This window comes from Paenibacillus sp. PK1-4R (assembly GCF_030369595.1).
Lineage (GTDB): Bacteria > Bacillota > Bacilli > Paenibacillales > Paenibacillaceae > Paenibacillus.
Genome location: NZ_CP126535.1, coordinates 3,984,207 through 3,996,354, shown reverse-complemented (window position 1 = coordinate 3,996,354; position 12,148 = coordinate 3,984,207). Strand labels below are relative to the sequence as shown.

Genomic DNA, 12,148 nt, shown 5'->3' with positions numbered 1-12,148 from the left:
CTGGCAATAAATTGTTCTTCAAACGTATATTAATCTCTTAAGAAGGAGTCGAATAAATGAGCCATCCAAAACATATCTTATCTGCCGCTGCAATCGTGATCAACGAACAAAATGAATTATTACTTATTAGAGGACCACGAAGAGGATGGGAAATGCCAGGTGGTCAAGTAGAAGAAGGAGAATCTCTAAGTCAAGCTGCGATCAGAGAAACAAAAGAGGAATCCGGAATCGACATTGAAATCATCAAATTCTGTGGAATATTTCAAAATATCGAGAATTCAATATGTAACACATTATTTCTAGCCAAACCAATAGGAGGAGAATTAATCACATCAACGGAGAGTTTAGAGTCTGGTTTCTTTCCGATCGAAGAAGCCATTTTAAAAGTCGAATGGAAAAACTTCAGAGAAAGAATAGAGTATTGTTTAAAACCTGAGATGCAACCTTTTTGCATTGAGTTCAGTGATAAGAATAATATTTAAAAGTTTCCGAAAAAGCGTGGTGTTATCTAATTTTTTTGGGGAAATTTACAATTGTTTGTTTATTGACCAAAACTACAATAGGGGGAATTACATTGAACGCAACCTTTACTAAGGTGGCCGGAGTTAGCTTCATTATTTTATCAATCTTAAGACTAACTCCTTATATTAATGTGACTGGTAAGTGGTTGTTATACATATCGATAGCAGCATTTTTTCTTATCCTGTATGACTTAATGGAATTTGTGATTAAAAGAATAATGGCAAGTAAGGGTTTGAAACTAAGCAAAGTTTTATCTAGTTTTCGCCCATTGTTTCTTGGATGTGCAGTGATGGCTATTATAGTTTTGCCTAATATAAAGGTCGCTATCTCTGTTAAAGAGGTGAATACTTATAGTGATTTTTTCACTTTAATTAGCCTAGGAATAGCAATAATGTTACTTGGATTTAAAACTGAAAGAGAAGAATCTACTTCGCTGGAAAAATCAAAAGGGAATGAGATAAGAGAATTTTTGAATTCAACTGAAGGAGAAATGATTATTAAAAAATATATAGAAGAACAAACAATAGAAAATAACAAAAAGTAGGCTTTCAACGTGAAGGTGAATTAAGAGATTACGAATATATTAACGGTGCATATTTAAACAGGATTATTTATGGTTTGAAAGCAGATCAATGGAGAACGTAATAAATCAAATTTTATTTTAACTAAAGGAGCTAGTTATGAGAAAATTACCACTTTTTGTAGTGACAGGCGCAAGTGGAACAGGAAAAACAACGATCTCTTCACATGTTCGGAAGCAACTTCCCGAATTTGACGTCTTTGATATGGATATCATCGATAACGTGGATTGGCAGATTGCCAAAGAGAATTGGTTGAGGATTGTGTATAGCATATCCCTAAGTGGACGAGGGACTGTTTTATGTGGAACGATGGTGCCGGAAAACATTGCATCGTCCGATTACATAGATCGATTTGATCGAATTCTATATATGAATTTGCATTGTGACAATGTTACTCGCGAGACGCGTTTAAGAGTTCGTGGGTGGGACGAGAACCTGATAGAAGATCACAAGAATTTTGCAAATTGGTTACTCCAGAATTCGGAAACTGCGTTTGACCCGCCAATGCAAACAATTGATACGACAGAACTTACAGCAGTGGGAGTAGCTGAACAAATTAAAGAATGGGTTTTAAAGAACTGGTGCGAGGAATGAACACCTAAAATAACCTCATAGTTAGATTGAGTGGGAGGAACAGGATGCTGCCTTTTCAAGTGAATGAATCTATTGTATTAAAGCTGATCCAATCTCAAGATAGAGATGAGTTGTACGCGTTGATTGATGAGAATAGAAAGTACTTGAGAGCGTGGTTACTCTGGGTCGATAAACGACAATCGCCCAAAGACTTAGATTCTGTAATAGATGTATGGACACATAATTATGAAGAGAGGAACGGTTTTGATTCCGGAATATGGTTCAATGAACAATTGGTCGGGATGTTAGGATTGCATTATATTGATTGGAACAATCGAACAACGAGCATTGGATATTTTTTAGCAGAGTCAGCACAGGGCAAAGGAATCATCACCAAATCAATAGAACAATTGCTTAAATATCTTTTTAACGAGTTGAAGTTAAATCGTGTAATCATTCAATGTGCAGAAAACAATTTTAAAAGCAGAGCAATACCTGAGAAAATCGGATTTACAAATGAGGGTACATCCAGAGAAGCTCAATGGGTTTACGACCATTATGAGAATATAGTGACTTACAGTCTGTTATCTGGCGAAAGGGATACTTAAACGGTAGAGTATATCGTCTGATGAAGCGAAGGAGGTCACGAATTGTTTCTCAATGTCTTACTTTGGTTGATTATCCTCTGGGTGATCTCCCTTTATTTCAGTTTTCCTAAGAAAGATCGCATGTACACAGTCAATGTGCCAAGTACATATTACATTCAATCTTCAAATCGGTTGGATATTCAGAAAAACTACGAATGCGCTGCATTTTCCAGTGCTTTTGTCTTGAGACATTTCGGTTTGGAGTCCAACGGAACAAAGATTTATGAAACCTATCCTCGCAAATTACTGGATGGGACAGTATATCCCAAAGCGGTCGTTGTTTTTTTCAGGAAGCTAGGATATCAGGCAATGTACTTACGTGGAAATGTGAATACGTTGAAGAAACAGATCAGCCAAGGGGTGCCTGTTATATTATTTATTAGAGTACATCCCAAACAACGTTATTTGCATTTTGTTCCCGTCGTTGGTTATGATGAAACGCATTTTTACTTGGCAGAATCGTTAGAACACAAGATCAATTGTGATGAAGAATATTACAATCGAAAAATCAGCATAAGTGAACTCAACACGTTATGGAGGTCATGGTTGCCCTTTTGTCAAAACTCATATATCGTTGTACACCCGACGCAGATGTAAGACGGCCCTCTTTCAAGGGACAGGATATATTGGCTTTGAACGAACTAATCGGTATTATTCGGAACGTCTGTGTGGTTAAATCATGGAACTCATGCCCAAATGGCATGAGTTTTTTGGTGAACCAATCTCCTCACGTAAACCAGTTCACTTTAATCGATGGTTATAAACAAAATAGATTAAACATACAGGCAGTTGCTACCGATTTTATTGTTTTACCTGATAATCAGCGGAGTTTTTTAATTAAATTGGTTGTTCGTCCACGCATCTATTCATCTGCATACGTACGTTAAACTATGTCTATAGGGAGGTGTCCACACTGTGAGTTATTCAGAAGTGAAGAAACGTATGAAGAGAAAAAAGGCAACATTACATCCATGTAAAGTTAAAAGAAAAGACCGCCGACTGAAAGTGGTTAAAAAATTCGTTCAAGTAAAATGTCCGCCTCCAGAAGTGAACATATCTAACCCTACTGTTGTTGGCCCAACAGGACCACAAGGTATACAAGGCGTACAAGGCTTACAAGGTATTCCAGGTAAACAAGGGGTAGAAGGGCCACCTGGAGCTCAAGGACCAGCAGGAGGGCCACCTGGACCACAAGGACCTCAGGGACAGCCAGGTCCTGCTGGAGCGGTAGGCGCTCAAGGTCCGGTGGGACCTGCTGGCCCCGTGGGAGCACAGGGGATTCCGGGAGAAGCAGGGGCTGTAGGACCACAAGGTCCGCAGGGTAATCCCGGACCTGCCGGAGCGATTGGACCTCAAGGTTTTCCCGGAGCTGTTGGGCCGACGGGTGCGACAGGAGCTGCAGGAGCAGTAGGAGCTGTAGGCCCCGCTGGAGCAGTAGGCCCGGCAGGCCCAGCTGGTGCAACAGGAGCCGTGGGTCCTGCTGGAGCAGTAGGTCCGACAGGTGCAACGGGAGTAGCGGGTCCCGCTGGGGCAACAGGATCTACAGGTGCAACAGGAGTAGCCGGAAGCGTACTGGGATTCGCTGACTTTTTCGCACTGATGTCACCTGATAATGCAGCAACGGTTGCTCCCGGTACAGATGTAAGCTTTCCTCAGGATGGGCCAACAAGTGGAACAACTATCGCCCGCACGGGGCCTAGTGCATTCAATCTAGCAGCCATTGGTACGTATCAGATTTTATTCCAGGTGAGCATCAATGAAGCAGGTCAACTAATCTTAACTCTCAATGGGGCAGATTTGGCTCCTACTGTAGTTGGGCGAGCAACGGGAACGTCTCAGATTGTTGGTATGGCTTTGGTGCAGACAACCGTGATTAATTCTATTCTGACCGTGCGGAACCCGGCTGGTAATGCTACAGCATTAACAATCACGCCACTTGCGGGCGGAACTAGACCTGTATCCGCACATCTTGTGATCACACAATTAGCATGAGTACGTTATTAACCTAGGCTAATTGTCCTTTGCTTTATTAAATATGCATCCACAATGGTAACATTGGTTTGCTTGAACTGAGATAGCAGTGCTTTACTCAAGGCTGTTATCTCAGTTGGAGCTGATGTTGTACATAGCTTGGTTATATATGATGACCAGAAATAATATCGGCAATGTTTCGGTAGCGGACGAGAGTCATTCAATGAAGCGCAACATATTTATTCACTCATTCTTTGATTTTATTGCTCAAATATTTAATCGGATTAACAAGTTCCGTGTTCGTCCGCATATACATTACAGGAGACGGGTCAAGACTCCGGCTGTCCTAAGTTGTATGAACGGAGGGAGAGACATGGGCATTGAATCATCCTGGATGTTTGATTTGTTTGGAACCGTCTTTCCGGTTGTATTTGTTCTGATTATAGGTATAGTCCTTCTGTCGATGGGAAAGGAGGTATGGAGGTGGGGACGCAACAACTCGGAGCCGCTATTGACCGTGCCTTCACGAATCACCAGCAGACGGATGAAGATGAGTCAGTCGCAATCTGAACCGGGCAGTACAGCACGAACGTTATACTACGTCACCTTTGAAGTAGAAAGTGGAGATCGGCTTGAATTCAAAGTCAATGGCGAAGAGTATGGTTTGTGCGCTGAGGGGGATGAAGGACGGCTCTCGTTCAAAGGAACACGTTATGTAGGCTTCGAGCGATATAATCGCGTATATTCTGAACGCCTACGTGGTTAAACTGAGCAGCTTGCGCCAAGATGGCGTGAGCTTTTTTTGATTATTTACTGGACAAGCGTTTCTTAATGGCCCTGACGTGTATTTATATAAGAAGAGGCATAATGAAATTATGATCAAAGGATCATTACCATAGAGGAGGCAATGAATATGTCATTTACAGATCAGGTTGTTGTTGTAACTGGTGCCGCTCAGGGAATCGGACGGAGTGTGGCTGAGGCTTATGCGGTCGCTGGGGCCAAAGTTGTACTTGCTGACTACAAGGAAGCGGAGGGGGCGGCAGCCGCAGCTTCCATTCGTAATGAAGGCGGAGAAGCCATCTTTGTTCAATGTGATGTTCGGAGCGAGCAGGATATTACGAATCTTTTTCGTACAACCGTGGAAGAATTCAAGCAAATCGATGTTCTGGTGAATAATGCAGGACTCGCCAAGTGGAAGTCACCCTATGAGCTAACGCTGGAAGAATGGGACGATGTACTCAATACCAATGTGAGAAGTTGTTTTTTGGCGAGTCGGGAAGCAGCCAAACATATGAAAAGCAATGAACATGGAGGTGCCATTATCAACATGGCTTCTACCCGTGCGCTGATGTCTGAGCCGGATACCGAAGCTTATGCCGCATCCAAAGGAGCGATTGTAGCTCTAACGCATGCGCTGGCGGTCTCACTGGGCAAGGACCAAATTCGGGTCAATTGTATCAGTCCGGGATGGATTGAGACAGGTGACGCGCAGAAATTGAAAAAGGAGGATCATGAACAGCATCCCTCCGGTCGTGTGGGTGTTCCTTCGGATATCTCCCGTGCTTGTCTATATTTATCTGATCCAAGCAATACCTTTGTCACAGGGACCAACCTCGTTATTGATGGAGGCATGACCCGAAAAATGATATATGAGGACTAGAACCGGGATTGAGCCGGGCGAGCCCTAAGCTATCCCAACTTAAGAGCAATAAGCCCAAGTTAAGCACTTGGGCTTATTTGTTTTTAATAACTCGGTTGCTATAATAAATGTGATTTTACAACAGTAGAGGAATGGAGGGAGTATATGTTCGGGAAACAATCCCGGAAGGTATTTTGGCTGTTACTGCTGATCGGAGGGATGATAATGATAGGGAATGAGTCACCTGCTGAAGCTGACGGCGCAGATATACGGGCGGCCTGGGTATGGCAGGCACAGTCTGTTAGCAACGGAGATGAGCTGTTGGCCAATGCAGCTAAACATAAGATAAACAGACTGTACGTGAATGTAGACATGACGATGCCCAAGGAGGTATACCAGACGTTCATAGCCAAAGCCAGTCGTGCGGGTATTGCGGTTGAAGCTTTGGGAGGCGATCCATCCTGGGCAATCAGTGGTCGTGAAGGTCCCATGCTCAGATTAGCCTCGTGGGTAAGTGATTACAATCAAGCTGCTGAGACCAACGAGCAATTTGATGCCATACATCTGGATATCAAGCCCTATGTGTTACCAGCCTGGAAAGAAGATGCTAAGCCACTGGTACAATCCTGGGTAGCCAATATGAATCTGTTATTTGAGCAAGTGAGACAGGATGGCGCAGTTGCAGTGAATATTGACCTGCCATTTTGGCTGGATTCCTACACCGTCACAGGAAATAGAGTTTCTGAGGATGCAGATAACGAACCATTGTCACGTTGGTTCATTGAACGAGTGGAGCATGTCACTTTACTCGCTTACCGTGATAACGCGCAAGGGAACAATGGTATTATACGTTTAATTGAACAGGAAATGAACTGGGCCGATACTAGCAATGTGAGCGTTACGGTTGGGTTGAACACCAAGCCAATGCCTGGCGAGGAGTTCACGACATTTGCCGGTAAAGGTGCAGCACAACTGGAAAGCGTTATTGAAGAAGTTGCCTCCGCATTCAGCGAACATAGTTCCTACGCAGGTTCTGCTGTACATGACATCGTATACTGGGGACAACTGGAGCCATCAGAACTGCCATCACCGGAGATTCCATCCAATCAACCAGAGATTCGGGGAACGTATATCTGGGAGGCCTCTCAGGTGACAAATGACGGGGGAGAGCACATACTAGCGTTTGCTAGAGAGCAGAATATTAACTGGTTGTATGTCCGTTTGGACCTGGATCAACCCTATTCCAGTTACCGCAGTTTTGTGAAACGGGCAAAAGCGCAGGGCATTGAGATCCATGCGATGGGTGGACACCCCATCTGGGGCAAAAAGGAGAATCGTCCACGCATTAAGCGATTGATTGATTATGTGAAAAACTATAATGCTGAATCCGAGCCGGATGAACGATTTGAAGGCATCCATCTGGATATTGAGCCGTACACTTTGCCAGAGTGGGAGAATAGTCGGGACACCCTGTTGATCGAATGGGCTGCCAACATTACATTTTTCCAGGAAGAAACGAAGAAGGACAGTGATCTCGAAACAAGCGCAGACCTTGCTGTATGGCTGGATAGCTTCGCGTTGCCAGGAAAGGATACATCTGTGGCTGAATTTATGATCCGTACACTCGATCATGTGTCGCTGATGGCTTTCCGTAACAACGCCGAAGGTTCCAATGGGATTGCTGCTGTTGTGAGCCAGGAGATGGAGATCGCGGATCGTTTGGAAAAAAGGTTAATGATTTCGGTAGAAATGAAGCAGAACCACGAAGGTCCTCATATTTCTTTTTATGAAAAAGGGGCAGCGGAGATGGAACTTCAGCTTGCCAAGCTTCCGGATCTGCTGGCTGAACATCAGGCTTACCAAGGCAACATTGTTCATGCCTATGATTATTGGATTGAAGCCAAGCCTTAAACAGGCGAGTATTATAAGAAACGAGTTGCTTCGGGACTTCACCTTGGGTGAGGTTCCGGGCTTTTTTTTATGGAAAAAAGATGGAATCGTGTCACCGAATGGGCTCCTGCACAATACGATGTACGGTGATGAACAGCTGAAACAAGGGAGGAAACAGACTATGGCTGTTATTAAAGCCAACTCAGAGGACGTCAAGCTGCTGGCTAGGCTCATGAGGGCAGAGGCTGAAGGTGACGGCGAACAGGGTATGTTGCTTGTGGGCAATGTAGGTGTGAACCGAGTGCTGGTGGATTGTCTGGATTTCAAGGATATTCGCGATATCAATCGTATGGTATTCCAGAATCCAGGAGGCTACGAGTCAACACAGAAGGGGTACTTTTACCAACGGGCAAGACAGTCCGAGATTCGTCTCGCACAACGGGTGATCAATGGAGAGCGCATCTGGCCAGCGAGCAATTCATTGTGGTTTTTCCGACCTGTGGGCGACTGCCCACCAACATGGTATGACCAGCAAAATACAGGACGTTTCAAAGCGCATTGTTTCTTCAGTCCGACAGGCGATGACTGTCCGGAAGTATATTAAATTTTGGGAGGAATCACTATGATTAATCAGCCTTATCAACCAACGACTCAAACACTGGGTCAGCAAGCCAATTCTGTGTTGGGTCAACAAGCCAATTCTCAGGTTCAAGGTACGTCTTACAAAATTGGTAACGGAATGCCTGCCATGTCACCAACGCCAGGGATGGTATCACCAAGCTCGACAAGTGTACCCCCACTCGTATCCAGTGGAAGCCCAATGACACCAACGGGTGCAGTGATTACAACAACGGCTCCACAGTTTGAGCAGTCATACATTGAGAATATTTTACGTCTGAATCTTGGTAAATTCGGTACGTTCTACATGACATATGAAGGAAATAAAGAATGGAACGCTCGCATATTCCAAGGTATTATTGAAGCAGCGGGACGTGACCATATTATCATCAGTGACCCGAAGACAGGAAGACGGATCATGCTGTTGATGGTCAACTTTGACTATGCTACATTTGATGAGCCGTTGTTGTATCAATATCCAGGAGTGGTAGGCAATTACCCGCAAGCTCCAAGCAGATAATCATTGGCCCTCATCATTTTGATTGATAACTGACATGTCTAACACATACTGATTTACTTCGCTGTCCTGAATGTGGAGGTAATCCGCAGACAGGACAGCTTTTTACATAAACATATATACGAAGGTTACTATAGGTTTAGAGTCATACGTAACCTTTTGGCGATAACATGGCACTTATACATGAATAGAACAAGCAGCATGCTTATATGAAGGGAGTCCATAGCATTGAATTCATGGATTGAAGGAGCGATGAAGGGCGAACCCGAGGCTTACGCACAACTGATGTCTCAATATCGCGGGATGGCACTTGCTGTTGCCTACCACCGACTGGGGGATACATTTTGGGCAGAAGATGTCGTGCAGGAGGCGTTTACTGAAGCCTTTGGCAATCTGTCCAAGCTGGAAACTCCTGAGGCTTTTCCCGGGTGGTTCAAGGTGATCGTGGAGAGGCAGTGTTATCGCTGGCTAAGACGCAAGCAGCATACCATGATTCCAGTTCAGGAGCTGGAGCATGTATTCCATGAAGAGGATCAGGCGCATAATCCGGAAAAACAAGCGGTGCAAAATGAAATGCATCGTACGCTTCGTGATTCCATTGCAATACTGCCATCATCGATGCGGATTGCTGTTGAACTGTTTTATTTGGAAGGATACTCGCTCAAGGAAATATCGGATTTTCTCGGGGTCAAAGTACCTGCATTAAAGAAAAGATTGTTCGATGCCCGATCCAAACTCAAGCGCTCTATGCCTGTAAGGGATCTGGTCTCTGTATTCAGTGACTTGTATGAAGGGGGAAAAGGATTGTTACACATTATGAATGGGGATCACGCTGCCAATCGTTTAAGAGAGAGTGGAATTCAGGGAGACATCCTGGTATGGAGAGAGTTGTATACGTTCGGCCCGGTAGCCAAAGAGATGGGAGATACGCAGGAGCGGCAGAATCGGGCATCCGTGTTAGAGCAGCATTTGGGCATTCCACAGGCGGAATACTTGAAGATTGAGGAGCTTGAACGCAAGTTGCATTCGTTTCAACAATACAAGGAAATTGTCTTATGGTTCGAATACGATCTCTATGATCAGACGATGTTATCTTATCTATTGCATTATTTCAGAGGACAAGCGCTCCAGAATACGAAACTGAATCTGCTCTGCATTGACTCGTATCCAGAGATTGAGCACTTTAGAGGACTGGGACAGCTTACCTCCACACAGATTGAACGGCTTTCAGGCAGTTGGCATGTGATTGAGAAAAACGAGTTACAAGCCGGTGCACAGTTCTGGGAAGCCTATACGTCGACTGATTTCCGGTATCATCTGGATTACTTGCAGGCAGACACTTCTGCGCTACCCTTTGCAAAAGCTGCCTTTAAGGCACATTTGTCCCGTCTGCCATCTGTATCGAACGGTCTGGGGCTCATTGAGCAGACAACACTAGAGACCATTAGAGCAGGTGTGGAGCATCCGTATCCATTATTTCGCGAGGTAGGGGACAAGTTGCATATTCTCGGGATGGGTGATCTTGAATACTGGGCACATCTGAAGAGGATGACAGAAGGACCTCATGCCCTGCTTCAGATGAGCGGTGCAACCACTTTCCCTAATTTCAAGCAGCATGATGAAAAATTCCGTGACGGTGTCCTGTCGCTAACGGAACTCGGAATTAAGGTGTTGAATGAAGAAGTCGATTGGGCACTGCTGAAGCAGGATGAATTCTGGATCGGTGGATTGCATAACCCAACCGGGAAACAAGCCAAGTGGCGCTGGAACCCCGCTTCGGAAACCGTAGTGGAGATTGAGTCGACATCGTAATTAGCGGATAGAATCTGAGAAAATAACAGTATTACAAAAAGAGAGTATTCAGCCATGCGAAAGCATGAGCGAGGGTGCTCTCTTTGGTTAGTTAAGAATTAGTTGTGATTCTCAAAATGATTTTTCCTTTTTTAATAGTTGTTTGACTAGATGCATACCTATACAGTAGACTGTACATATTACAGTTTACTGTATAGGTATAAACTAAAGTGTAAAGGAGTGAGTTTATGAATCAGTACACTGCAAAGCGTATCTCAGAAATTCTTCAAGAAGATGATACTAAGATGAATCTGAGGACGGTTCGGTACTATACACAAATAGGCATGATTCCTCCGTTAGAGTTGGTAGGAAATAAAAGAGTATACACCGATAAACACATTCATTATTTTCGAGCAATTATAACTTTATCTAGAACTGGTGAAAACTTATCATCCATCCAAGAAAAATTAAATTCTCTTTCTTTAGAGGAAGTGGAAAAAATCGGCCAATTGATGAGTTTATATAGTCCAGACCGTGTCTTGGAAAACGAAACTCTAACAATAACAGATGATGTTTCAATTACATTAAGTCCTCGAGTTTCAGCCGAATTAAAACAGAAGGTAATTGATTCTGTTTCACAGGTTTTGAAGGGGGGAATTTAATGATGCTTAATTTACGGCTGGCTAAAAAAAAGATGGAAAAAGAAGAAGGAATGAATCATTTATGGATTGAGCTCACCCATACCAATAATTTATTTGAAAATGCAATATTACGTATTCACCTCCCAAATGGTCTTTATCGAGGATTAAATTTGAATGGGAATTTTGAAACAGAAACAGGTGAAATAAAATTAGTGTCACAAGATAAAGACGTATTTATTGAGTTTTATACACAGTCGAGAATAGATTGTGATGAGGCATTGATTAATGTGGAATTATGTTATCAAAGTAGTCATCTAAATTGGAAAGGAATAAAACAGGACATAACAGTTCGCTTTGTAGACGAGGAAGATGTAGATGATGAGCATATCGATCATCAAGTCATTGAACGAGTGATGAGACTCGAAATTAATTCGTCTAGCAAGGCTGGCTCAGATAAGGAATTATTAGTTATCAGACCAAGAACGTATCAAACAAGAGACAGTGAATATGCTTATCTTGAAAAGGACTATCGAATAAACTACTAGTGGAAGAGAGCGCTCAACGTATTTTACGAATGCGTAAACTTATTGATAATGTGATTGTAAAGCACAATAACAATGGGTAGGTGATTAAAAATGGACCGAGAGGCAATCGAATATTCCGTAGAATTCCAAGATTCTTATGGAATCATATACACTCGAGAATTGAGAGCTGAAAGTATAGCTGAAGCCAAAATTATCATTCAGAATAACTAT

14 protein-coding genes are annotated in these 12,148 nt (G+C 43.3%); all 14 read left to right on the top strand.

Going from position 1 to position 12,148, the window contains the following annotated elements; all coding sequences use genetic code 11:
- Nucleotides 1-56: 56 nt before the first annotated feature.
- On the top strand, nt 57-482 hold the full coding sequence (locus QNO02_RS17245; RefSeq protein WP_289389479.1) for an NUDIX hydrolase: 426 nt from the start codon (nt 57-59) through the stop codon (nt 480-482).
- Nucleotides 483-574: 92 nt separating this feature from the next.
- Nucleotides 575-1,066: a hypothetical protein gene (locus QNO02_RS17240; RefSeq protein WP_289389478.1), complete on the top strand. Its 492-nt coding sequence runs from the start codon at nt 575-577 to the stop codon at nt 1,064-1,066.
- A gap of 136 nt (nt 1,067-1,202) precedes the next feature.
- Complete coding sequence (locus tag QNO02_RS17235) at nt 1,203-1,697, top strand: ATP-binding protein (protein ID WP_289389477.1); 495 nt, start codon at nt 1,203-1,205, stop codon at nt 1,695-1,697.
- Nucleotides 1,698-1,741: 44 nt separating this feature from the next.
- Nucleotides 1,742-2,284, top strand: a complete 543-nt coding sequence (locus tag QNO02_RS17230; protein ID WP_289389476.1) for a GNAT family N-acetyltransferase — start codon at nt 1,742-1,744, stop codon at nt 2,282-2,284.
- A 120-nt stretch (nt 2,285-2,404) separates the two neighbouring features.
- Nucleotides 2,405-2,920, top strand: coding sequence for a C39 family peptidase (locus tag QNO02_RS17225; RefSeq protein ID WP_289392808.1), 516 nt, complete (start codon nt 2,405-2,407; stop codon nt 2,918-2,920).
- Nucleotides 2,921-3,238: 318 nt separating this feature from the next.
- Entirely contained in the window at nt 3,239-4,315 is a 1,077-nt protein-coding gene (locus QNO02_RS17220; protein WP_289389475.1) for a collagen-like protein, read from the top strand.
- A gap of 352 nt (nt 4,316-4,667) precedes the next feature.
- Nucleotides 4,668-5,060, top strand: coding sequence for a DUF2500 domain-containing protein (locus QNO02_RS17215; protein ID WP_017688132.1), 393 nt, complete (start codon nt 4,668-4,670; stop codon nt 5,058-5,060).
- Between the two features lie 147 nt (nt 5,061-5,207).
- The gene (locus tag QNO02_RS17210) at nt 5,208-5,957 is read left to right on the top strand and encodes a glucose 1-dehydrogenase (RefSeq protein ID WP_249912504.1); all 750 of its coding nucleotides are present in this window, start codon (nt 5,208-5,210) and stop codon (nt 5,955-5,957) included.
- A 204-nt stretch (nt 5,958-6,161) separates the two neighbouring features.
- Nucleotides 6,162-7,847 (top strand): hypothetical protein, encoded by a 1,686-nt coding sequence (locus QNO02_RS17205; RefSeq protein ID WP_249912505.1) that lies wholly within the window; start codon nt 6,162-6,164, stop codon nt 7,845-7,847.
- A 160-nt stretch (nt 7,848-8,007) separates the two neighbouring features.
- The gene (locus QNO02_RS17200) at nt 8,008-8,430 is read left to right on the top strand and encodes a cell wall hydrolase (protein ID WP_074095421.1); all 423 of its coding nucleotides are present in this window, start codon (nt 8,008-8,010) and stop codon (nt 8,428-8,430) included.
- 75 nt (nt 8,431-8,505) lie between these two features.
- Entirely contained in the window at nt 8,506-8,964 is a 459-nt protein-coding gene (gene gerQ, locus QNO02_RS17195; RefSeq protein WP_036613981.1) for a spore coat protein GerQ, read from the top strand.
- A 225-nt stretch (nt 8,965-9,189) separates the two neighbouring features.
- The gene (locus tag QNO02_RS17190; RefSeq protein WP_289389472.1) at nt 9,190-10,773 is read left to right on the top strand and encodes a sigma-70 family RNA polymerase sigma factor; all 1,584 of its coding nucleotides are present in this window, start codon (nt 9,190-9,192) and stop codon (nt 10,771-10,773) included.
- A 227-nt stretch (nt 10,774-11,000) separates the two neighbouring features.
- On the top strand, nt 11,001-11,414 hold the full coding sequence (locus QNO02_RS17185; protein WP_289389471.1) for a MerR family transcriptional regulator: 414 nt from the start codon (nt 11,001-11,003) through the stop codon (nt 11,412-11,414).
- Complete coding sequence (locus QNO02_RS17180) at nt 11,414-11,938, top strand: hypothetical protein (protein WP_289389470.1); 525 nt, start codon at nt 11,414-11,416, stop codon at nt 11,936-11,938. The genes QNO02_RS17185 and QNO02_RS17180 overlap by 1 nt, the downstream gene beginning before the upstream one ends.
- The last annotated feature ends 210 nt before the right edge of the window (nt 11,939-12,148 follow it).

Coding starts and splice junctions, on each gene's coding strand:
- QNO02_RS17230 (WP_289389476.1), top strand. CDS start 1,742: ATGCTGCCTTTTCAAGTGAATGAATCTATTGTATTAAAGCTGATCCAA.
- QNO02_RS17245 (WP_289389479.1), top strand. CDS start 57: ATGAGCCATCCAAAACATATCTTATCTGCCGCTGCAATCGTGATCAAC.
- QNO02_RS17235 (WP_289389477.1), top strand. CDS start 1,203: ATGAGAAAATTACCACTTTTTGTAGTGACAGGCGCAAGTGGAACAGGA.
- QNO02_RS17180 (WP_289389470.1), top strand. CDS start 11,414: ATGATGCTTAATTTACGGCTGGCTAAAAAAAAGATGGAAAAAGAAGAA.
- QNO02_RS17215 (WP_017688132.1), top strand. CDS start 4,668: ATGGGCATTGAATCATCCTGGATGTTTGATTTGTTTGGAACCGTCTTT.
- QNO02_RS17185 (WP_289389471.1), top strand. CDS start 11,001: ATGAATCAGTACACTGCAAAGCGTATCTCAGAAATTCTTCAAGAAGAT.
- QNO02_RS17210 (WP_249912504.1), top strand. CDS start 5,208: ATGTCATTTACAGATCAGGTTGTTGTTGTAACTGGTGCCGCTCAGGGA.
- QNO02_RS17200 (WP_074095421.1), top strand. CDS start 8,008: ATGGCTGTTATTAAAGCCAACTCAGAGGACGTCAAGCTGCTGGCTAGG.
- QNO02_RS17205 (WP_249912505.1), top strand. CDS start 6,162: ATGATAGGGAATGAGTCACCTGCTGAAGCTGACGGCGCAGATATACGG.
- QNO02_RS17225 (WP_289392808.1), top strand. CDS start 2,405: ATGTACACAGTCAATGTGCCAAGTACATATTACATTCAATCTTCAAAT.